The 21,808-nt window shown below is 70.9% G+C and carries 19 protein-coding genes; 14 read left to right on the top strand and 5 right to left on the bottom strand.

Annotated elements, in window-relative coordinates; all coding sequences use genetic code 11:
• Positions 1 to 109 precede the first annotated feature (109 nt).
• Entirely contained in the window at positions 110 to 379 is a 270-nt protein-coding gene (locus tag RBJ65_RS11505; RefSeq protein WP_372341248.1) for a hypothetical protein, read from the top strand.
• A 43-nt stretch (positions 380 to 422) separates the two neighbouring features.
• Here RBJ65_RS11505 and RBJ65_RS11500 read toward each other — a convergent pair whose 3' ends face one another.
• A complete protein-coding gene (locus RBJ65_RS11500) occupies positions 423 to 1,622 on the bottom strand; it encodes a low specificity L-threonine aldolase (protein ID WP_306318606.1) in 1,200 nt (399 codons plus the stop codon).
• A 134-nt stretch (positions 1,623 to 1,756) separates the two neighbouring features.
• On the opposite strand from RBJ65_RS11500, the gene RBJ65_RS11495 reads away from it, so the two are divergent.
• From RBJ65_RS11495 to RBJ65_RS11450, 10 genes are all read left to right on the top strand, one after another.
• Positions 1,757 to 2,698, top strand: a complete 942-nt coding sequence (locus tag RBJ65_RS11495; protein WP_306318607.1) for a Rossmann-like and DUF2520 domain-containing protein — start codon at positions 1,757 to 1,759, stop codon at positions 2,696 to 2,698.
• 98 nt (positions 2,699 to 2,796) lie between these two features.
• Positions 2,797 to 3,756, top strand: coding sequence for a pantoate--beta-alanine ligase (panC, locus tag RBJ65_RS11490; RefSeq protein WP_306318650.1), 960 nt, complete (start codon positions 2,797 to 2,799; stop codon positions 3,754 to 3,756).
• Positions 3,753 to 5,468 carry an L-aspartate oxidase gene (locus tag RBJ65_RS11485; protein ID WP_306318608.1) on the top strand — a complete coding sequence of 572 codons (1,716 nt, stop codon included), beginning with the start codon at positions 3,753 to 3,755 and terminating at the stop codon, positions 5,466 to 5,468. Before panC ends, RBJ65_RS11485 begins: the two co-directional genes overlap by 4 nt.
• Positions 5,465 to 6,466, top strand: a complete 1,002-nt coding sequence (nadC, locus tag RBJ65_RS11480; RefSeq protein WP_306318609.1) for a carboxylating nicotinate-nucleotide diphosphorylase — start codon at positions 5,465 to 5,467, stop codon at positions 6,464 to 6,466. The genes RBJ65_RS11485 and nadC overlap by 4 nt, the downstream gene beginning before the upstream one ends.
• Positions 6,466 to 7,263, top strand: coding sequence for a type III pantothenate kinase (locus RBJ65_RS11475; RefSeq protein WP_306318610.1), 798 nt, complete (start codon positions 6,466 to 6,468; stop codon positions 7,261 to 7,263). Before nadC ends, RBJ65_RS11475 begins: the two co-directional genes overlap by 1 nt.
• Before the next feature lie 115 nt (positions 7,264 to 7,378).
• The gene (locus tag RBJ65_RS11470) at positions 7,379 to 7,978 is read left to right on the top strand and encodes a hypothetical protein (protein ID WP_306318611.1); all 600 of its coding nucleotides are present in this window, start codon (positions 7,379 to 7,381) and stop codon (positions 7,976 to 7,978) included.
• A 13-nt stretch (positions 7,979 to 7,991) separates the two neighbouring features.
• Complete coding sequence (locus RBJ65_RS11465) at positions 7,992 to 8,180, top strand: hypothetical protein (RefSeq protein WP_306318612.1); 189 nt, start codon at positions 7,992 to 7,994, stop codon at positions 8,178 to 8,180.
• A gap of 136 nt (positions 8,181 to 8,316) precedes the next feature.
• Complete coding sequence (locus RBJ65_RS11460) at positions 8,317 to 8,793, top strand: BlaI/MecI/CopY family transcriptional regulator (RefSeq protein ID WP_306318613.1); 477 nt, start codon at positions 8,317 to 8,319, stop codon at positions 8,791 to 8,793.
• Between the two features lie 9 nt (positions 8,794 to 8,802).
• Positions 8,803 to 9,363: an amino-acid N-acetyltransferase gene (locus RBJ65_RS11455; protein WP_306318614.1), complete on the top strand. Its 561-nt coding sequence runs from the start codon at positions 8,803 to 8,805 to the stop codon at positions 9,361 to 9,363.
• A 249-nt stretch (positions 9,364 to 9,612) separates the two neighbouring features.
• Entirely contained in the window at positions 9,613 to 9,945 is a 333-nt protein-coding gene (locus RBJ65_RS11450; protein WP_306318615.1) for an Lsr2 family protein, read from the top strand.
• Here RBJ65_RS11450 and RBJ65_RS11445 read toward each other — a convergent pair.
• Positions 9,924 to 10,571, bottom strand: a complete 648-nt coding sequence (locus tag RBJ65_RS11445; protein WP_306318616.1) for an SCO3374 family protein — start codon at positions 10,569 to 10,571, stop codon at positions 9,924 to 9,926. The two genes, RBJ65_RS11450 and RBJ65_RS11445, sit on opposite strands and share 22 nt — an antisense overlap.
• Before the next feature lie 431 nt (positions 10,572 to 11,002).
• Here RBJ65_RS11445 and RBJ65_RS11440 point away from each other — a divergent pair, with 431 nt between their 5' ends.
• Entirely contained in the window at positions 11,003 to 13,528 is a 2,526-nt protein-coding gene (locus RBJ65_RS11440; RefSeq protein WP_306318617.1) for an ATP-dependent Clp protease ATP-binding subunit, read from the top strand.
• Between the two features lie 80 nt (positions 13,529 to 13,608).
• Here RBJ65_RS11440 and RBJ65_RS11435 read toward each other — a convergent pair whose 3' ends face one another.
• The gene (locus tag RBJ65_RS11435) at positions 13,609 to 16,653 is read right to left on the bottom strand and encodes an NACHT domain-containing NTPase (protein ID WP_306318618.1); all 3,045 of its coding nucleotides are present in this window, start codon (positions 16,651 to 16,653) and stop codon (positions 13,609 to 13,611) included.
• A 464-nt stretch (positions 16,654 to 17,117) separates the two neighbouring features.
• Between RBJ65_RS11435 and RBJ65_RS11430 the strand changes: the two genes are divergently transcribed.
• Positions 17,118 to 17,807 (top strand): M23 family metallopeptidase, encoded by a 690-nt coding sequence (locus RBJ65_RS11430; RefSeq protein ID WP_306318619.1) that lies wholly within the window; start codon positions 17,118 to 17,120, stop codon positions 17,805 to 17,807.
• A gap of 22 nt (positions 17,808 to 17,829) precedes the next feature.
• On the opposite strand, the gene RBJ65_RS11425 is transcribed toward RBJ65_RS11430, so the two are convergent.
• Entirely contained in the window at positions 17,830 to 18,414 is a 585-nt protein-coding gene (locus RBJ65_RS11425) for a TetR/AcrR family transcriptional regulator (protein ID WP_306318620.1), read from the bottom strand.
• Positions 18,415 to 18,554: 140 nt separating this feature from the next.
• On the opposite strand from RBJ65_RS11425, the gene RBJ65_RS11420 reads away from it, so the two are divergent.
• A complete protein-coding gene (locus RBJ65_RS11420; protein WP_306318621.1) occupies positions 18,555 to 20,123 on the top strand; it encodes an MDR family MFS transporter in 1,569 nt (522 codons plus the stop codon).
• Between the two features lie 209 nt (positions 20,124 to 20,332).
• Here RBJ65_RS11420 and cseC read toward each other — a convergent pair whose 3' ends face one another.
• Positions 20,333 to 21,808, bottom strand: a complete 1,476-nt coding sequence (cseC, locus tag RBJ65_RS11415) for a two-component system sensor histidine kinase CseC (RefSeq protein WP_306318622.1) — start codon at positions 21,806 to 21,808, stop codon at positions 20,333 to 20,335.

Genomic DNA, 21,808 nt, shown 5'->3' with positions numbered 1-21,808 from the left:
CCCGTCAATCGACGTGACCGGGCGACGGCGCCGGGCGCAATCTCGTAGTCATCGGCCCCGAAGCGCAGCAAACAGGCTGATTACGGGGCGCGGCGCGACAATAGAGACGATGAGCGAGGTAATCGACATGAGCGTCACCCAGCAGTACGCACTTGACCTCTACCGAGCCGCGAAGCGCGGCGAAGCGGCCCCGCCGGCCCCCGGTCGGCACGATGTGGCCGCCCTGCGTGAACTGCGCGACTACCGCCGGTTCCAGGCGGTCGTGGCGGAGCGCCCGGCCCGCGGCCGGATCCGCGCGGCCCTGGCCCGCCGCCTGTCGGCGCGCCGCCTGTCCGGCCGCCGCTTCTCGGGCCGCCGCAGCCACCCGGCCGGCTGCTGACCCCGGTCCGGCCCGTTACCGGTCCCCGTGACCGGCGAGCGGCCTACGAAGGGACGCGTCGTACGAAGTCCGCGACGGCCGCGCGGACGTCGTCGGGGCCCCACTCCAGGCCCGCCGAGTCGACCGTGACCTCCGCCGTCGCGAACCCCGGCACCGCGCCCTCGTCCGACCAGCGCCCGAACAACGCCGTCCGCGTCTCCTGGGCCTGCGCGATCCCGGCCTCCGTGAGTGCCTCGGCGTCGTAGGGCAGCCAGATCCGGAACTGGTGCGTGTGCGGCACCTCCGGCAGGAGACGCGCCCCCGTGACACCGGCCTCGGCGAAGCCCTCCCGCAGCGCCCGCGCGACCACGCGCGCGTGAGCGACGTATTCGGGCAGCCGCGGCAACTCCCGCTCAAGACCCACCAGCGCCGCGATCGCCTGCGGGAACTGCTGGAAGAGCCGGCCCCCGTAGCGGTGCCGCCACGCCTTCGCCTCGCCGACGAGCGAGCGCGGGCCCGCGAGCACCGCGCCGCCGAGGCCGCCGAGCGACTTGTAGAACGACACGTACACGCTGTCCGCGAGCTCCGCGATCTCCTCCAGTGGGCGCCCGAAGTGCGTCGTGGCCTCCCACAGACGCGCCCCGTCGAAGTGGATCACGGCGTCACGCGCGCGTGCCGCCTCGCAGACCTCCGTGAGCTCCTCCCAGGTGGGGAGCAGGAACCCGGGCTCCCTGAGCGGCAGTTCGAGCATCAGCGTCCCGAACGGCTCGGCCAGGTCGTGCACGTCGTCCGCGCCGATCTGCCGTGCCGCGGTCGTGGGGTGCACCGTGCGCAGCCCCGACACCGTGGTCAGCGCCTCGCGCTCGTGCACCTCGGGGTGGGCCAGCGGGTGCAGGGCCACCGTGGAGTTGCCGGTGCGGCCCGCCCAGCAGCGCAGCGCGATCTGCTGGGCCATGGTGCCGGTGGGGAAGAACGCGGCGGCCTCCTTGCCGAGCAGCGCGGCGACCCGCGCCTCCAGGTCGGCCACGACGCCGTCGCCGTAGACGTCGACGCCGTCGGACAGGTCGACGACCTCCGCCGCGGCGCTGGAGAGGCCTTCCAACCGCTCGCCCAACGTAGCCTCGTTCGGCCTGCGGGCCAGCGTGCGCTTGGCGCCCCGCAGGGCCGTGAGCAGCCGTTCCGCCTGCGTCTTCGCGGATTCCTCGGCGGCCTCGGCGGTCGCGGTGTCTTCGGCGGGCTCGGCGGTGTCGGCGGTGTCGTCCATTCGACGATCATGGCGCACCGGCGTGCGCTTGCCCACAGCCTGTGGACAGCCGGGCCTCGCGCAGACAGATAGCGTTAACATGACGAGAAATCGTCCGGTACCCCGAGCGGACTGGAACGGAAGGCCATCGCCTCGTGACAACACCCCCTCCGAACCCGCGATCCGACCCCAACGAGCCCACTGCCCCCAAGGACCGCCCCGCCCGCCTCACCGTGGGCGTCGTCGGCGCGGGCCGCGTCGGCCCCGCGCTCGCCGCGTCCCTGCAACTGGCCGGGCACCGCCCCGTCGCCGCCTCCGGAGTCTCCGACGCCTCCGTGCGCAGGGCCGCGACGCTGCTGCCCGACGTGCCCCTGGTGCCGCCCGCCGAGGTCCTCGCGCAGGCCGACCTGGTGCTGCTCACCGTCCCCGACGACGTACTGCCCGGCCTGGTCGAGGGCTTCGCCGAGACCGGCGCCGTACGCCCTGGACAGCTGCTCGTGCACACCTCGGGACGGTACGGCACGAAGGTCCTCGAACCGGCGCTGCGCGCGGGCGCGCTGCCGCTCGCGCTGCACCCCGCGATGACGTTCACCGGCACCGCCGTGGACGTCCAGCGCCTGGCGGGCTGCTCGTTCGGTGTGACCGCGCCCGAGGAGCTGCGGCTCGCCGCGGAGGCCCTGGTCATCGAGATGGGCGGCGAGCCCGAGTGGATCGCCGAGGAGAACCGCGCGCTCTACCACGCGGCCCTCGCGCTCGGCGCGAACCACCTGGTGACCCTGATCGCGGAGTCCATGGAACTGCTCCGTGAGGCGGGCGTCGGCGCCCCCGACCGGATGCTCGGCCCGCTGCTCGGCGCGGCGCTCGACAACGCCCTCAGGTCCGGCGACGCGGCCCTCACGGGCCCGGTGGCGCGCGGCGACGCGGGCACCGTCGCCGCCCACGTCGCGGAGTTGCGCAAGCACGCCCCGCAGACCGTCGCCGGCTATCTCGCGATGGCCCGCGCGACCGCCGACCGCGCGCTCGCGCACGGCCTGCTGAAGCCGGAGCTCGCCGAGGACCTGCTGGGCGTCCTCGCGACCGGTACGGAGGAGACCTGATGAGCCCGATGAGCCCGGTGGGCCCCGTAAGCCCCGCCGAGACCCCGGCCGACGCCACGCTGACCTCCCGTACGCGGCTCCTCCACAAGGGCGAGGACATGCGGCCACGCACGCGTACCGGGCAGCGCGTCGTCGTCATGACCATGGGCGCCCTGCACGAAGGGCACGCCACCCTGATCCGCTCCGCCAGGGCGCGCGCGGGCGCGGACGGCGAAGTGGTCGTCACCGTCTTCGTGAATCCGCTGCAGTTCGGCGCGGGCGAGGACCTCGACCGCTATCCGCGCACCCTGGACGCCGACGTCAAGGTCGCCGAACAGGCGGGCGCGGACGCCGTGTTCGCGCCCTCAGTGGACGAGGTCTATCCGGGCGGGCAGCCCGAGATCCGCATCACGGCCGGCCCCATGGGGGAGCGCCTCGAAGGCGCCTCGCGGCCCGGCCACTTCGACGGCATGCTCACCGTGGTCGCGAAGCTGCTGCATCTCACGCGCGCGGACGTGGCCCTCTTCGGCCAGAAGGACGCGCAGCAACTCGCCCTGGTGCGGCGCATGGTGCGCGATCTCAACTTCGACGTGGAGATCGTCGCCGTGCCCACGGTCCGGGAGGAGGACGGGCTCGCGCTGTCCTCCCGCAACCGCTACCTGTCCCCGGCCGAGCGCCGCACCGCGCTGGCCCTCTCCGAGGCCCTGTTCACCGGCCGCGACCGGCACGCCGCGCAGGAGGCCCTTCGCGCGCGTGCCGCCGAGAGCCCGACCCCGCGCGCGCGGGCCAAGGCCCTCGGCAAGATAGGCGAGGCCCGGGCCGCCGCCGACGCGCACGCCGTCGCCACGGCGTCCCCGGGCTGTCCCTCGGCCGTCCTCGCGGCGGCCCGCCAGGTCCTCGACGAGGCGAAGCGCCTCCAGCCACCCGTGCAGCTCGACTACGTGGCCCTCGTCGACCCGCGCGACTTCACCGACGTGACCGACGGCTTCGAGGGCGAGGCAGTGCTCGCGGTCGCCGCGCGCGTGGGCGCCACCCGCCTCATCGACAACCTGCCCCTCACGTTCGGAGGCCAACAGTGAGCAGTACCGGCATACGGCTCCACGCCCCCGCCCCCGGCTGGAACGTCGAGGCCGACGTCGTGGTCGTCGGCTCCGGCGTCGCGGGCCTCACCGCGGCGCTGCGCTGCCAGGCCGCGGGCCTGCGCACGGTCGTCGTCACCAAGGCCAGCCTCGACGAAGGCTCCACGCGCTGGGCGCAGGGCGGCGTCGCGGCGGCGCTCGGCGAGGGCGACACCCCCGAGCAGCACCTGGAAGACACCCTGGTCGCCGGCGTCGGACTGTGCGACGAGGCGGCCGTACGCACCCTCGTCACCGAGGGCCCCGGCGCCGTACGCCGCCTCATCGAGACCGGCGCGCACTTCGACGCGTCCGAGGACGGCGACCTCCAACTGACCCGCGAGGGCGGCCACCACCGCCGCCGCATCGTGCACGCGGGCGGCGACGCGACCGGAGCCGAGATCTCCCGCGCGCTCGTCGAGGCGGTACGCGCGCGTGGACTGCGCACAGTCGAAAACGCCCTGGTCCTCGACCTGTTGACGGACACCGAAGGCCGTACGGCCGGCGTCTCCCTGCACGTCATGGGCGAGGGCCAGCACGACGGTGTCGGCGCCGTCCTGGCGCCCGCCGTGGTCCTCGCGACCGGCGGCATGGGCCAGGTCTTCTCCGCCACCACGAACCCGCACGTGTCCACCGGCGACGGCGTCGCGCTCGCCCTGCGCGCGGGAGCCGAGGTCAGCGACCTGGAATTCGTCCAGTTCCACCCCACCGTGCTGTTCCTTGGCGCGGACGCCGAGGGCCAGCAGCCGCTCGTCTCCGAAGCCGTACGCGGCGAGGGCGCGCACCTGGTGGACGCGGACGGCGTGCGCTTCATGGTGGGCCAGCACGAACTCGCCGAACTGGCGCCCCGCGACATCGTCGCCAAGGGCATCACGCGCCGCATGCAGGAGCTCGGCGCCGAGCACATGTACCTGGACGCGCGGCACTTCGGCGCCGACATGTGGGAGAACCGGTTCCCCACGATCCTCGCCGCCTGCCGCGCCCACGGCATCGACCCGGTCACCGAGCCGATCCCGATCGCCCCCGCCGCGCACTACGCCTCCGGAGGCGTCCGCACCGACCTGCACGGGCGGACCACGGTGCCGGGCCTCTACGCGTGCGGCGAGGTCGCCTGCACGGGCGTCCACGGCGCGAACCGCCTGGCCTCCAATTCCCTTCTGGAGGGCCTGGTCTACGCCGAGCGCATCGCGGACGACATCACCACGCGGCACACGGAAGACCGCCTCCACGCGCGCGTACCCGCACCCGTGGACCACCCGCGGACCCCGGCGCACCCCCTCCTCCCCCCGGAGGCGCGTTTCGCCATCCAGCGCGTGATGACGGCGGGCGCGGGCGTCCTGCGCTCCGCGGACTCCCTCGCCGAGGCCGCCGCCCAGCTCGGCCGCGTCCACGCAGAGGCCGTCAACTCCCTTACGGAGAACGGCAAGACGGCCGAGCCGGGAGTCGACACCTGGGAGGCCACGAACCTCCTGTGCGTCGCCCGCGTCCTGGTCGCCGCCGCGCGCCGCCGGGAGGAGACCCGCGGCTGCCACTGGCGTGAGGACCACGCGGACCGGGACGATGCCATGTGGCGCCGCCACATCGTCGTACGCCTGAATCCGGACCGGACTCTGGCCACGTACACCACACCCACAGCAGATTTCCCGGCAATGCCAGAGAACCCCCAGGAGCAGTGACCGACGTGAGCGACACCCCCGACCTCCCCCTCGCCGACGACGGCGGCTGCGGCGACAACTGCGGTTGCGCGCAGGGAATCGACGACAACGGCACCGACGTCATGGAGTGCGGCCTCGACCCCTCGCTCGCCCAGTTGCTGCTCGACGCGGACCTGCACCCGGTCGAGATCGAGGACATCGCCCACATGGCGATCACCGAGGACCTGGACGGCGGCGTGGACGTCACGACCGTCGCCACGATCCCCGAAGAGGCCGTCGCCACCGCCGACTTCACGGCCCGCGAGGCGGGCGTCGTGGCGGGCCTGCGGGTCGCCGAGGCGGTCATCTCCGTAGTGGCCACGGACGAGTTCGAGGTCGAGCGGCACGCGGAGGACGGCGACCGGATCGAGGCGGGCCAGAAGCTGCTCTCCGTCACCACCCGCACCCGCGACCTGCTCACGGCCGAGCGCACCGCGCTCAACATCGTGTGCCGCCTCTCCGGCATCGCGACCGCCACGCGCGCGTGGGCGGACGTCCTGGACGGCACCAAGGCGAAGGTCCGCGACACCCGTAAGACGACGCCCGGCCTGCGCTCCCTGGAGAAGTACGCGGTCCGCATGGGCGGCGGCGTCAACCACCGCATGTCCCTGTCGGACGCGGCCCTGGTGAAGGACAACCACGTAGTCGCCGCCGGAGGCGTGGCGCAGGCCTTCCAGGCCGTACGCGACCGCTTCCCCGGCCTGCCGATCGAGGTCGAGGTCGACACCCTGCACCAGCTGCGCGAGGTCCTTGACGCGGGCGCCGACCTGATCCTCCTGGACAACTTCACGCCGGGCGAGACCGAGGAGGCCGTCGCGATCACGGACGGCCGCGCGCTCCTGGAGTCCTCCGGCCGTCTCACCCTCGAAAACGCCGCTACGTATGCGAAGACCGGCGTCGACTACCTCGCCGTAGGCGCGCTCACCCACTCCTCACCGATCCTGGACGTCGGCCTCGACCTCCGTGAGGCGGACGCCTGATGCTGCTCACCATCGACGTCGGCAACACCCATACCGTCCTCGGCCTGTTCGACGGCGAGGAGATCATCGAGCACTGGCGCATCTCCACGGACGCGCGCAGGACCGCCGACGAACTCGCCGTCCTCCTCCAGGGCCTGATGGGCATGCACCCGCTGCTCGGCGACGAGCTCGGCGACGGCATCGACGGCATCGCCATCTGCTCGACCGTCCCCTCGGTCCTGCACGAGCTGCGCGAGGTCACCCGCCGCTACTACGGAGACGTACCGGCCGTCCTCGTGGAGCCCGGCATCAAGACCGGCGTGCCGATCCTCATGGACAACCCCAAGGAGGTCGGCGCCGACCGCATCATCAACGCGGTCGCGGCCGTCGAGATGTTCGGCGGCCCGGCGATCGTCGTGGACTTCGGCACGGCGACGACCTTCGACGCGGTGTCCGCGCGCGGCGAGTACACGGGCGGCGTGATCGCGCCCGGCATCGAGATCTCGGTCGAGGCGCTCGGCATGCGCGGCGCCCAGCTCCGCAAGATCGAGCTGGCCAGGCCGCGCAGCGTCATCGGCAAGAACACCGTCGAGGCCATGCAGTCGGGCATCGTGTACGGCTTCGCGGGCCAGGTCGACGGCGTCGTGAACCGGATGGCGCGCGAGCTCGCGGACGACCCGGACGACGTGACCGTCATCGCGACGGGCGGGCTCGCGCCGATGGTCCTCGGCGAGGCCACCGTCATCGACGAGCACGAGCCGTGGCTGACGCTGATCGGCCTGCGCCTGGTGTACGAGCGGAACGTGTCGCGGCTCTGAGGCCCTGTGCGAGGGCGCACCGCCTCCGCGCGAGTGCGTACCGCCCCCACGCGAGGGCGCGCCGGGAAATTGCCGGTTAAGCCGATTTGTCCGTAATAGGCCGTACCGTCCTTCCATGCCCACGCCCTACGGAAACCGCGGCGGCATGGCGTTCGGTGCAGAAGAGCTGCGTGTGCTCCGACGCGCCCTCGCCCTCGCCCTCCACCCAAGCCCCGCCTCGGACGAGGACGTCCGGGACTGTCTCCGACTCGCGGAGTCGGTCGACGAGGCGAACCGGGAAGGCGCCCGTCTACGGGCCTTCCTGAGCTCCGACCTCGACCGCTACCGGGCCGCCCTGCCCGGCTCCGCCACCGGCTATCTGAGCCTGCTCCAGGAGGCCCTGGCGGCGGGCCACAAGCCCGGCGCCGACGACCTCTCTGCGCTGCGCGCGCTGTCCGGGAACCCGGCCGCGGCGGCCCTCTTCGACCGCTGCCGCGACCTGGCGGAACAGGCCGTACGGGACAAGTTCGACGCCCGGTACCGGCCCCGCGTCCCGGCCTCCCGCACGCACCTGCTCGCCCTCCCGGGCGGCCTCGCGTCGACGGACGGCGCCAAGCCCGCCAAGCCGGCGCCCGAGACCCCGCAGCGTCCCGTCCCCACCCCGGCCGAGGTCTTCCCGCCCAAGCGCCGCCCCGCCCAGCCACCGGCCCCGTCGCGGCGGCTGGCCGCGGGATAGCTACTCTGGGGGCATGGACTACGTCTCCGCGCTCGTGCCCCCGGTAGTGATGGCCGCGTTCTTCATCGGTCTGATCGTGACCATCGTGAAGTCTCAGGGCGGCGACAAGAAGGCCAAGGAGGACGCGGCCGTCGACGCAGCCATCGCGCGCGCCGAGGCCGCCAAGCAGGGCGGCGGCGCGCAGCCGGGCGCCAGCGCCTGAGTCGCACCGCAGACCAGCGCGCGCGGTACCGCGGCCCTGTCGAGGGGCGCCCACGAGGCGCCCCTTTTGTCATTGATTGACGTCCGTCGCCACGTCCCGCGTTGAATTACCGACTTCTCCCACTATTGTGCTTCTCGTGCCGCGCCCATTGGGAGAACTTGAAGACGCAGTGATGACACGGGTGTGGAAGTGGAACCGCCCGGTCACGGTCAGGGAAGTCCTGGAGGACCTGCAACAGGAACGGTCCATCGCCTATACGACCGTCATGACCGTATTGGACAATCTCCATCAGAAGGGCTGGGTGCGCCGCGAAGCGGAAGGCCGGGCCTATCGATATGAGGCGGTCTCCACGCGGGCCGCGTACTCGGCCGCGCTGATGAACGAGGCCTGGGGGCAGAGCGACAACCCCGCCGCCGCGCTCGTCGCGTTCTTCGGGATGATGTCGCCGCAGCAGCGCGAGGCGCTCAGGGATGCCATGCGGATCGTATCGCCCGAACTGCCGAGTGAAGTTCCGGCCGAAGTACCGCGCGAAGAGGTGGCCGAAGTGCCGTCCGAAGTGCCGTCCGAAGTGCCGTCGGGCCCCGCGGAAGCGGACGGCGGGCCCGGGCGATAGCGTCCGGACATGCCAGCAGAGCTCCCCGAAGTCGCGTCAACCGTCGAATCGACCACTAAAGCGGTCACCGTGCGCAGGGCGAGGACGGCCGATGTGCCGGAGGTGCGCCGCCTGCTCGACGCGTACAGCCGACAGGGGATCCTGCTCGACAAAGCCACCGTGACGCTTTACGAGGACATCCAGGAGTTCTGGGTCGCGGAACGCGACGACAACGCGGTGCTCGTCGGCTGCGGCGCTCTGCACGTCATGTGGGAAGACCTCGCGGAAGTCCGCACACTCGCGGTGGACCCGCAGGTCAAGGGGTCGGGCGTCGGGCATCTGCTGCTCGAGAAGCTGTTGCAGACCGCGCGCTGGATCGGTGTTCGGCGGGTTTTCTGCCTCACCTTCGAAGTCGAGTTCTTCGCGAAGCACGGCTTCGTGGAGATCGGTGAGACGCCCGTCGATACGGTTGACACCGATGTCTACAGCGAGCTGCTGCGTTCCTATGACGAGGGCGTAGCAGAGTTCCTCGGACTCGAACGAGTGAAACCGAACACCTTGGGCAACAGCCGGATGCTTCTGCATCTGTGATCGCCGCCGTTCGGTATTCCGGCATGCGTGCTTGGGCCGGTTCCCTATGTCCGAATCGCGCATGTTTTTGGTCCCGGCGGGCAGTGTTCAACTCCGGGATCTCTCCCGGATCTCAGCCAGGGGTTTGTGTTTTTCGGGCAAAAGCGGTTTGCTTTCCGACGTACTGCAGTACTGCATATAACAAGGGGACGGCGAAACAGCGGCCGTGGTCGCGGGGCCGCCCTTCAGATTTCGATGAAAGGAAATCCGGTGGCACAGAAGGTTCAGGTCCTTCTTGTCGATGACCTCGACGGTGGCGAGGCGGACGAGACGGTGACGTTCGCGCTCGACGGGAAGTCGTACGAGATCGACCTCTCCACCGCCAATGCGGACAAGCTCCGGGGTGCCTTCGAGCAGTTCGTCAAGGCGGGCCGTCGCACCGGTGGCCGCGCCAGCGGTCGCAAGGCGCGCGCCGCGGCCAGTGGCGGCAACCAGGACACCGCGCAGATCCGCGCGTGGGCGAAGGAGAACGGCTACGAGGTCAACGACCGCGGCCGGGTTCCCCAGTCGATCCGTGAGGCCTACGAGAAGGCCAACGGCTGACGGGACGGCCGCATTGGTCGCTTTGTTGACGGGGACGTCGTCGCGGCCGCACCGCGACGCAGCCGGGCCCGGTGGCAGTGAGTCGCCGCCGTGTCCACGAGGCGTACGAGATCGGGGGCGCCCCCACCGCCCCCCACGACCGACCAGGTCGAGACGGCCGTCAGGGTCGTCAGGGCCGGTAGCACCGGTTCCACCTCGCAGCCGGGCTCGGGAGGCCGCACCCACACGGCGGCCTCCTGCGAGCCGGACCATCCCGGAGGCGTCGGCGCGTCCATGAGACCGCCCGCTCCGACGGCGACGAGATCCAGGGGCAGCGCCCCCCACTCCAGCCAGTCGAGCAGTCCCGGCAGCTCCTCCGCGCTGCCCGCAGCGACGAGGAGGCGCATCGTTTCCCCGCACACGGCCACCGGTGACCGGGGATCGAGTCTGCGCAGCATCGCGAAGCCGGCGTCGGCCGGCACCTCCAGGACGTCGAAGCGCAGCCCGGTACGCAGCAGTACGCCGTCGGGGCCGGGCGCCGTCGCCCAGCCGAGCTCGTCCTCGTACCACCGCCGGACCGGATCGCGTCCGGTCTCGGGCAGAGGGGTCCGGGGGGCGGGAACGGTCGTGCCGGAGGTGGGGACCATGCCAGGAGCAACAGCCGCCGGGGCTTCAGAGTTACGCGCTGTCGCCGTACGCTTGCGGAGTGTGTCCAGAATGGGGGCGTACGGGCGCGTTGGGCGGCGCAAAGATGTTCGCCCGTAGCGGAGGGAACCGGCGCGCGCCGCATGGAGTGTCAGTCCGTGCGGGTAAGACATTCCCTAGTGGGAGGGGCGACACGTGCGGGACGGGCAGCCTGCGTTCGCCATCGGCGTACTGATGGTGAGGGTATCTGCCTGGCCTGCGGGAACATCGTCTCGCACCATCGGGTTGGAGCAGTTGTCGGCGTTCGGGGCAGGAGGCCAAGAACGGGTGTCGGCAGATGGAATGAGCGGTCCCCGCTTGCGGGACTAAGCTGCGGAAGGACAGGGAGGGGACCGACCCCTAACTGCCTGACCGCTCTGAGGAGCGATTAACGATGTTCGAGAGGTTCACCGACCGCGCGCGGCGGGTTGTCGTCCTGGCTCAGGAAGAAGCCCGGATGCTCAACCACAACTACATCGGCACCGAGCACATCCTCCTGGGCTTGATCCACGAGGGCGAGGGTGTCGCCGCTAAGGCCCTGGAGAGCCTCGGGATTTCGCTCGAGGCGGTCCGCCAGCAGGTGGAGGAGATCATCGGGCAGGGCCAGCAGGCCCCGTCCGGCCACATCCCCTTCACCCCCCGTGCCAAGAAGGTCCTGGAGCTGTCGCTCCGCGAGGCCCTTCAGCTGGGCCACAACTACATCGGCACGGAGCACATCCTGCTCGGCCTGATCCGTGAGGGCGAGGGCGTCGCCGCCCAGGTCCTGGTCAAGCTGGGCGCAGACCTCAACCGGGTGCGGCAGCAGGTCATCCAGCTGCTCTCCGGTTACCAGGGCAAGGAGACCGCCACCGCCGGCGGTCCTGCCGAGGGCACGCCCTCCACGTCCCTGGTGCTCGACCAGTTCGGCCGCAACCTGACGCAGGCCGCTCGTGAGTCCAAGCTCGACCCGGTCATCGGGCGCGAGAAGGAGATCGAGCGCGTCATGCAGGTCCTGTCGCGCCGGACCAAGAACAACCCGGTCCTGATCGGTGAGCCCGGCGTCGGCAAGACCGCCGTCGTCGAGGGCCTCGCCCAGGCCATCGTCAAGGGCGAGGTGCCCGAGACCCTCAAGGACAAGCACCTCTACACCCTCGACCTCGGCGCGCTCGTCGCCGGATCCCGCTACCGCGGTGACTTCGAGGAGCGCCTGAAGAAGGTCCTCAAGGAGATCCGCACCCGCGGCGACATCATCCTGTTCATCGACGAGCTGCACACGCTGGTCGGTGCGGGTGCCGCCGAGGGCGCCATCGACGCCGCGAGCATCCTCAAGCCGATGCTGGCGCGTGGCGAGCTGCAGACCATCGGTGCGACGACGCTCGACGAGTACCGCAAGCACCTGGAGAAGGACGCGGCCCTTGAGCGCCGCTTCCAGCCGATCCAGGTCGCGGAGCCGTCGCTGCCGCACACGATCGAGATCCTCAAGGGTCTGCGCGACCGCTACGAGGCCCACCACCGTGTCTCCATCACGGACGAGGCCCTCGTCCAGGCCGCGACGCTGGCCGACCGGTACATCTCGGACCGCTTCCTGCCGGACAAGGCGATCGACCTGATCGACGAGGCCGGTTCCCGGATGCGCATCCGCCGGATGACCGCGCCGCCGGACCTCCGCGAGTTCGACGAGAAGATCGCGGGCGTGCGCCGCGACAAGGAGTCGGCCATCGACTCCCAGGACTTCGAGAAGGCGGCCTCTCTCCGCGACAAGGAGAAGCAGCTGCTCGCCGCGAAGGCCAAGCGCGAGAAGGAGTGGAAGGCCGGCGACATGGACGTCGTCGCCGAGGTCGACGGCGAGCTGATCGCCGAGGTCCTCGCGACCGCCACCGGCATTCCGGTCTTCAAGCTGACCGAGGAGGAGTCCTCGCGTCTGCTGCGCATGGAGGACGAGCTCCACAAGCGGGTCATCGGCCAGAAGGACGCCGTCAAGGCGCTCTCCCGGGCGATCCGTCGTACGCGGGCCGGTCTGAAGGACCCGAAGCGCCCCGGTGGTTCGTTCATCTTCGCGGGCCCGTCCGGTGTCGGTAAGACGGAGCTCAGCAAGGCCCTTGCCGAGTTCCTCTTCGGCGACGAGGACGCGCTGATCTCCCTCGACATGTCGGAGTTCAGCGAGAAGCACACGGTTTCCCGGCTCTTCGGTTCTCCCCCCGGTTACGTGGGTTACGAAGAGGGCGGCCAGCTGACGGAGAAGGTGCGGCGCAAGCCGTTCTCGGTGGTTCTCTTCGACGAGGTCGAAAAGGCCCACCCGGACATCTTCAACTCGCTTCTGCAGATCCTTGAAGACGGTCGACTGACCGACTCCCAGGGTCGTGTCGTGGACTTCAAGAACACGGTCATCATCATGACGACCAACCTTGGAACCCGTGACATCTCGAAGGGCTTCAACCTCGGCTTCGCGGCCCAGGGCGACTCGAAGTCCAACTACGAGCGCATGAAGAACAAGGTGTCGGACGAGCTGAAGCAGCACTTCCGTCCCGAGTTCCTCAACCGTGTCGACGACGTCGTCGTCTTCCCGCAGCTCAGCCAGGGCGACATCCTGGAGATCGTCGACCTGATGATCTCGAAGGTGGACGAGCGCCTGAAGGACCGCGACATGGGCATCGAGCTCTCGCAGTCCGCCAAGGAGCTGCTGTCCAAGAAGGGCTACGACCCCGTGCTCGGCGCGCGTCCGCTGCGTCGCACGATCCAGCGCGAGGTCGAGGACAGCCTGTCGGAGAAGATCCTCTTCGGCGAGCTGCGCCCGGGCCACATCGTGGTCGTGGACACGGAGGGCGAGGGCGAGAACAAGACCTTCACCTTCCGCGGCGAGGAGAAGTCGGCGCTGCCGGACGCTCCGCCGATCGAGGACGCGGCTGCCGGCGGCGGCCCGAACCTGAGCAAGGAGGCGTAACCCCTCCGGGGCGAGCCTGATACGGGTGGGCCCGGACCGTTCCCCTGACGGGGCGGTTCGGGCCCACCCGTTTTTGTGCGTCAGCGCTGGTCGACGGTGACCCACGCCTGCGGGAACAGCCGGGCGTACCGCTCGCGCGGGAAGGTCGCGCCGGGGGCCGTCTGCAGGGTCAGCTCCCGTACGCCGGGCAGGCGGTGGGGGAGCGGGCCCAGGTCCTCGGTGCCGTGCAGGGACGCGAGGCGGAGCACCTCGATGCCGGGGAGTTCGGGCAGGGCCGCGATCGACTCCGGGTGGTCGGTGAAGAGCACCGAGCTCAGGTAGAGGTGGGTCAGGGCGGGGAGTTCGGCGACGTGGCGCCAGTCCTCGGCGGTCGGGGCGGTTGTGAGGCGGCCGAGGCTCAGGATGGTCAGCGTGGGCCAGGCGTCCAGGCCCCGCAGGCCGGTGTCGCGGATGGTGTCGCCGCCGAGGAACAGGAATTCCAGCGGGGCCCGCGTCGGCAGCGCCTCGGCGAGCGAGCCGGCCGGGAGCTCCCCGTTGAGGGACAGCCGGTGCAGCGAGTTCAGGGCGGCCAGGCCCGTGTGGTCGCTGTGCCCGTACGTGAGGTCGGTCAGCGGCAGTCCGGACAGCGCGCCGAGACCGTGCAGGGACGGGCAGCCCGCCACCCACAGCCCGGACAGGGCGGGGAAGGCCGTGAGCGCACCGAGGTCCCCTGCCAGCGGGTTGTCCTGGAAGTAGAGGAGGCGCACGGCGTCCGGGGCCGGGGCCGCGGCGACCACGTCGGGCACCGTGTGCGGGCCGCGGAACTCCAGCTGGTGCCAGGGCCGCATTCCGGCCAGGGCGGCGCGCTGCTCGGCGGTCTCGCAGGTGATGAACAGGTCCTCACGCCCCACGTGGTCGAGCACCTCGGCCGCGTACTCCCGGGTGGGGAACCGGCGCCAAGTGCCCGCCAGTTGACGCCGTACGTCCAATGAGGGGTGCGCGCGGAAGCGGCGCAGCACCCCTTGCGCGCCCGCCGGTTCGGTGCTTCCGAGGCGGGAGGCCGTGATCACCACCCCGTACGCCTCCGCGTCCGTGAGCCCGTCGGGGCCCGGCAGCAGTTCCAGGGCCAAGGGACCCGCTTCGGCCACCTCGTGGGCGGCTTCGGGGTTGGTCGGCGGGATCATGGAGGCCGCCGCCCGCTCCACCTCGGTGCGGACCGCGGGGTCGAGGGCCGTCGTGTGTTCCAGGCAGGCGAGCGCGAGGAGGGTCAGGCGTACGGAGCCGGGGTCGAGCAACTCCCGCAACAACTGCGCCCGTTCACCGGGACGGGCATGCGCGACCGCCATCCGGATCGCGTCCTCGCCCTGCGGGTCGTCCGCGAGGCGCTGCACGAAGGGGAGCGCGTGGCCCTCCTCCACGGCGTACCGCGCGGCCAGGTAGTCCTGGAAGGTGCGGTGCGTGAAGTCGACCGTGTCGGCGGCCGGTTCGCGGAGCAGGCCGCTGCGGAGCAGCAGCGTGCGCAGGACGTCCCGCGCGTCGCCGACCGCCGCCGCGGAGGCCACCGCGGGCAGCCGGCGCTCCAGCGCGCCGATGGCGGCCTCGCGGCTCATCTCGGTGCGGCCGCTGAGGACGAGCGCGTACGCGAGGTGCTGGAGGAGGTCGAGTTGGGCCTCCTCGCCCAGCTCGGGCACGGTCATGCCGCGTTCGCGGTCGCGGCGGGCCAGCAGCATTGTCAGTGCCGCGTCGTAGAGTTCTTTGCGTCCGGTGGGGAGATAGCCGCGGCGTTCGCGGTGCAGGGCGCAAATGAGGCCGCACATAAGGGGGTTGGTGGCGAGTCGGGCCAGATCGCGTTTGGTGCGCAGTGAGTCCAGGAGGGGGGCTTCGTAGGGGAGGGCGTCGGCGGCCGTGTGCCAGCGGTGCACGAACGTGGCGACGTCGGCGGGCCGCATCGGCGGCAGCAGCACCTCGCGGAAGTCGCTGTCGGCGAGCCAGCCGGGGCGTACGGCGGTGGGGCGCGAGGTCAGCAGCCAGCGGTTGCCGGGGTACGCGGCGACGAGGCCGAGCAGCCAGTCGCGGACCCGGTTCCGCTCGGCCGTGGGGATCTCGTCGAGGCCGTCCACCAGGACCAGGCCGCGGGAGGCGGTGAGCACGCGCCGCGCCCACCCGTCGGGCGCGGCCAGTGGGCAGGACACCGCCGTCAGGAACGCCCCGGGGTCCGGCAGCGTGCCCGCAGACGCCAGCGTGCGCAGCGGCAGTACGAACGGCACCCGCTCCCCGTCGGCCGCCGCCCGCGTCGCCAGCCACTGGATCAGCGTCGTCTTGCCGGAACCGGCGTCGCCGCGCAGCAGTACGCGGTCGTGGCCGGAGGCGAACGCGTCATCGGCGCGGATCCGGACCGTCGCGGCGGGCGCCTCCGTGACCCCGTCGAGGACGCCGGTCGGCGCGGCCGTCGCCTCCAGGCTCAGATACGCCACGTCCAGGGGCCAGCGTTCGGGGGCCTCGCGCAGGTCGATGCCGTAGATGGTCAGGTGCCGGTGGCGCTCGGCGACGTACCGGGCGTAGCGCTCCTCGAAGGCGGTGTCGGCCGCGTCGGCGGGCGGGGTGCGGGCGATCAACTGGTCCGTTTTGGCGAGGAGTTCGTCCTGGCCGCGGCTCTGCTCCACCAGTGTCCGCGCCACGAACGTGGACCGCTGCGTGAAGAAGTGCAGGATCTGTTCGCAGGCCCACTGGGTGAGCGAGTCGAGGAAGTGCGTCGCGTCGGCCGGGAGCTCGGGGGTGGGGGCGGCGCGGCGCAGGGCGTCGGCCAGGGCGCGCGGGCCGAGGCGGACCGCCTGGACGTCGTCCATGGTCAGGTCGCCGAGCGCGTGCAGGGTGCGGGTGAGGGCGAGGACGACCGGCTCCTGATCCTCGTACGGGATCGGGGACTCGCCAGGGCCGCCCGCGGCGGCGTCGACCAGCTTGCGGGCCAGGCGTTCGAGGTCCCGCTCCGTGAGGGTGCGCTTCTCGCCGCGGAAGGAGACGAGCCCTGAGATGCGGACCGGCCGGTCGGTGAGACCGGCCCCCGGGCCTTCCTGGACGAGGAGTTTGCGGAGCGCGGGGGCGATCGCGCTCGTTGCCAGACGGGTGCCGAGGGCAGCGGGATCCATGGCTCGGGAGCGTAGCCCCGGTCACATTCGGATGGGGTTGGATCTTGCCGGTCGGTGACTTGCCGCACAGGACGTGTGTCACGTACTAGCGGAAATAGTGGAGCGGGGGCGCTTTGGGCGGGCTGTTACGAGGTCGATGGGTTCCGGTGATTTGTCCGTACGGGTGTCGGAGTGTGTCCGCAGCTCGCGTGCGGCCTGGGCGTACATCGATGAAGTGGAGTTAAACCCAGGATGAGGCCATAAATCGGACGACTTCCGTCCAGGTCGGACGGTCGGTCGCCCGGGACCATTTCCGGAGCGGGCCTACGAGGGGGTGTCGTAGATGGGCGTTTTGGGCGGCGATGGGCGGTCGGGTTACCAAGGGATGGCCGACCCGGCAGCACGAGTGTGTGCGCCGGGTCCGTTCATGTCCCAGAGCCAGAACCAGAGCCTCCCAGGCTCCGGAAGCCCGAGAGGTCCCCCGAATGTCGAAGCGCACCAAGTCCCACCATTCCGGCACGTCCATGCTCCGCAAGCGCGCCGCCGTGGTGGCCGCCGGGTTCGGAGTGTCGGCGCTGCTCGGGACCGGGGCCGCGGTCGCCGACTCGGCGGAGGCCACCGCCCTGCCCGGGATCACCACGACGACCTCCGTCGAGGCCCAGGCCACCGCTCAGGCCAAGGCCGCCGACAACGCCGCGAAGGCCAAGAAGAAGGCCGACGAGAAGAAGAAGGCGGCCGAGGAGAAGAAGGCCAAGTCCTGGATCGACCCGGTCAAGGACTACGAGCTCTCCGCCGGCTACTCGCAGGGCGGCGCCATGTGGGCCAGCGGCCACCACTCCGGCCAGGACTTCGCGGTGCCGGTCGGCACCGACGTGATGGCCGTGCACGGCGGCACCGTCGTCAAGGCCGGCGGCAACGGCGCCGGTGACGGCTCCGCGTACGGCAACGCCATCGTCATCAAGCACAGCGACGGCACGTACTCGCAGTACGCGCACCTGTCGAAGATCGACGTGAAGGTCGGCGACAAGGTCGAGACCGGCGACCACATCGCGCTGTCCGGCGACACCGGCAACTCCAGCGGCCCGCACCTGCACTTCGAGATCCGCACGACGGCGGACTACGGCTCGGCGATCAACCCCGTCTCCTTCCTGGAGAAGGAGGGCGTGAGCGTCTGAGGCGCTGCCGCCCGAGTAGTTCTCAGTAGTTCTTGTGGGCCTGGGTGACCAGGTCCGAGGCGACCTCGAGGATGGCCTTGCGCTTCTCCTCGGGGTCGCCTTCGACGTCCTTGAGGACGAACATTCCGGCGTGCATCGAGAACAGCGCGCTGAAGCAGCGGACCCGGTCGGTCAGCGTGACGTTCTCCGGCAGGAGATGGTCGAGCAGGGACGTCATGCGTTCCTTGAAGTTCTCGCCGATGCTCAGCTCGCGCATCGTCGCCTGGTTCTCCTGCATGAAGCGGAAGAGCGGGGCCGCGTCGGCGAGCGCGTTCGAGTAGTGGCTCAGGATCTGGAGCTTGGCCTCCAGCGTCGACGGCTGCTCGGCGGCCCACGCGATCACGTCGTCGATCGGCTTCATCAGGTCCGTGAAGAGGCTGACGACGATGTCTTCCTTGGTCTTGAAGTGGTAGTAGAGAGCGGCCTTCGTCACACCGAGGCGCTCGGAGATCTCCCGCAGCGAGGTCTTCTCGTACCCCTGCTCGGCGATGAGCTCCAAGGTCACGTCCTGAATGCGCTGGCGGGTGTCCCCGCGGCGCTGCTGCGGCTTGCTGCTGCCCGTGACCATCGGCTGGCTGCCTTTCGTGCCCTTGTCGTGCTTTGGAAAAAACTTACTTGACGCCCGGCTAGTTGGCGCTCTACTTTCCCCATTGTAGGTAACTAGCCGGGCGGCAAGTAAGTCCCGGGGGGTACAGGGGAGTGGGGACCATGGCACAGGCAGCGGCACAGCCCGCCATATCGGATCAAGGACCGGATCAGGAACCACAGGCGAAACAGCCACGCAGCGTGCGCGTCGTGCTGCTCGCGCTGATGCTCGCGATGCTGCTCGCCATGCTCGACAACATGATCATTGGCACCGCGATGCCCACCATCGTCGGCGAGTTGGGCGGGCTCGAGCATCTGTCGTGGGTCGTCACCGCGTACACGCTCGCGACCGCCGCCTCCACCCCGATCTGGGGCAAGATCGGTGACATGTACGGCAGGAAGGGCGCCTTCCTGACCTCCATCGTGATCTTCCTGCTCGGCTCCGTGCTCAGCGGAATGGCCCAGGACATGGGCCAGTTGATCGGGTTCAGGGCCGTGCAGGGGCTCGGCGCCGGCGGGCTGATGGTCGGTGTCATGGCCATCATCGGCGACCTCATTCCGCCGCGGGAGCGGGGCAAGTACCAGGGCATGATGGCCGGCGTGATGGCGCTCGCCATGATCGGCGGACCGCTCGTCGGCGGCACCCTCACCGACCACCTCGGCTGGCGCTGGGCCTTCTACATCAACGTGCCGCTCGGCATCGTCGCCCTCGTCGCGATCACCGCCGTGCTGCACCTGCCGAAGAAGCGGGCCGCGCACTCCATCGACTACTTCGGGGCCGGGCTGCTCACCGTCGGCATCACCTCGATCGTCCTCGTGACCACGTGGGGCGGGACCGAGTACGCCTGGGACTCCGCCGTGATCATGGAGTTGATCGGGATCGGTGTCGCCGCGCTCGTCGGCTTCGTGTTCTGGCAGACCAAGGCCGCAGAGCCGATCGTGCCGCTGCACATCTTCCGCAACCTCAACTTCACGCTGATGTCCGTGATCGGCTTCATCACCGGCTTCGTGATGTTCGGCGCGGTGCTCTTCCTGCCGCTGTACCAGCAGTCCGTGCAGGGTGCGTCCGCGACCAACTCCGGTCTGCTGCTGCTTCCGATGCTGCTCTCGATGATGGTCGTCTCGCTGATCGCGGGCCGGGTCACCACCAACACCGGTAAGTACAAGGTGTTTCCGGTGGTGGGCAGCGTGCTGATGATCGTCGGGCTGTTCCTGCTCGCGCAGATGGACACCGGGACCTCGCGGTTCACGTCCGGGCTCTACATGGCCGTGCTCGGCGCCGGGATGGGCTGTCTGATGCAGATCACGATGCTGGTCGCGCAGAACAGCGTGGAGATGAAGGACATGGGCGTCGCGTCCTCGTCGACGACCCTGTTCCGTACGTTGGGTTCGTCGTTCGGCGTCGCCATCATGGGCGCGCTGTTCAACAACCGGGTGCAGGACGTCATGGCGGAGAAGGCCGGGGCGCTCGGCGGGAAGTTCACCGAGCAGTCGGCGCAGTTGAACGCGGACGCGATCGCGAAGCTGCCGGCGCAGGTGCGGGACGCCTACCAGTTCGCGGTCTCCTCCGGCACGCACTCCGCGTTCCTGCTGGGCTCCGCCGTCGCGCTCGTCGCACTCATCGCGGCGGTCTTCGTCAAGGAGGTCGTGCTGCGGGGGTCGGACAACCTGAACCCCGCCGCCGACGATTGAGGCGCGGGGCTGGGTGAATCGAGCCCTTGCGGTGGTGGAGGCGTGGGGCCGGGTAAATCAAGCCCTTGCGGTGGTGGAGGCGTGGGGCCGGGTAAATCAAGCCCTTGCGGTGGTGGAGGCGTGGGGCCGGGTAAATCAAGCCCCGCCGGCGATTGAGGCGCGGGGTCCGGGGCGGAGCCCCGTGGCGTGGCCCCGGGTGAGCGGGGAACTCACCGGTCGCCGCCGCCAGGCAACCGCACCATCGGAAAGCTCCCCGTGTTCGTCGGAGCGTGCTCCGGCAGCCACAGCACCGCCACGGCCCCCTCGGAGGGGGCATCGTGCTCCGCGTTCTGCGGCCGGATGTTGCGGAACGTGAGCCGGGCGCCGAGCACCCGCGCCTGGCCCGCCGCGATCGTCAGCCCCAGACCGTGCCCGTGCCCCGCACGGTCGGCGGCGCCAGTGCGGAACCGGCTCGGCCCCTCCTCCAGCAACTCCTCCGGGAAACCGGGCCCATGGTCCCGCACCCGAAGCACCCGCCCCTCGACGCTGACCTCGATGGGCGGGCTCGCGTGCTTCGCGGCGTTCGCCAGCAGGTTGAAGAGGATGCGCTCCAGGCGGCGCGGGTCCGTCGTCACCTCGGACTCGTGTATCACTCGCACGGTGACCCCGTCGGCGGCGCGGGCCGCCACCCGGCGCTCCACGAACTCGCCCAGCATGATGTCCTGCAGCTCCGCCCGCTCGGCGGCGCTGTCGAGCCGGGCCACTTCCAGCACGTCCTCGACGAGCGTACGCATCGCCTGCGCACGGTCCTTGACGAGTTCGCTGGGGCGGCCCGGCGGCAGCAGTTCGGCGGCGGTGAGCAGGCCGGTGACCGGGGTGCGCAGCTCGTGCGCGATGTCGGCGGTGACCCGGCGCTCGGCCTCCAGGCGCTGCTTCAGGGCATCCGCCATCGCGTCGACGGCCTGCGCCAGATCGTCCGTCTCGTCCCGTACGACACCGCCGATAGCGCGGCGTACGCGGACGTCGCTCTGGCCCGCGGCGACATCGCGGGCGGCGCTCGCCGCCTTGCGAAGGCGGCGGGAGAGCTGGCCGCCGATGAGGACGCCGAGCGCGCTGCCGCCGAGCACGACGGAGATCGAGCCGATGAGCAGCGCCTTGTCGAGGTCCTTCATCACGGCGCTGCTGCGGTCGGCGAACCGGGTGTGCACCGAGAGGATCTCGCCGCTGCTGAGCGGCACCGCGGCCCAGATGTCCGGTACGCCGCTGGGCGACTCCGACACGTAGGTGACACGGCGGCCCTCGCGCGCCTTCGCGCGCAGGTCCTGCGGGAGCGCCGGATCGTCCACCTTGAAGCCGACCGGGAGATTGCCGCCGCGCGCCTCGTACTGCCGCTGCACGAACTGGATCCGCTCGTCCTGCACGTCCCGCGCGCTGTCCAGCATCGAGACGCGGGCCGCGTTGTGCACGACGAGGCTGAGTGCCACGGCGACGAGCGCGCCCACGCAGGCGATGGCGACACTGATCTTCCAGCGCACGCCGCTGCGCAGGCCGTAGGGGAGCCAGGAGCGGGCCGTCCTCCGGGCGCCGGGCGATCGCCGGGCGGCGGCGGTGGCGCGCGGCGCGGGGACGTCGGCCGTCGAGAGAGCGGCCCCCGCGGCCTTCGTGGTCCGCGTCGCCCCCGTGGTCTCCGTAGTCCCCCGGCTCAT

The sequence above is a fragment of the Streptomyces sp. KL109B genome (assembly GCF_030766935.1).
Lineage (GTDB): Bacteria > Actinomycetota > Actinomycetes > Streptomycetales > Streptomycetaceae > Streptomyces.
The sequence above is the reverse complement of the archived record's forward strand: the minus strand, read 5'-3'. Positions and strand labels throughout refer to the sequence as shown.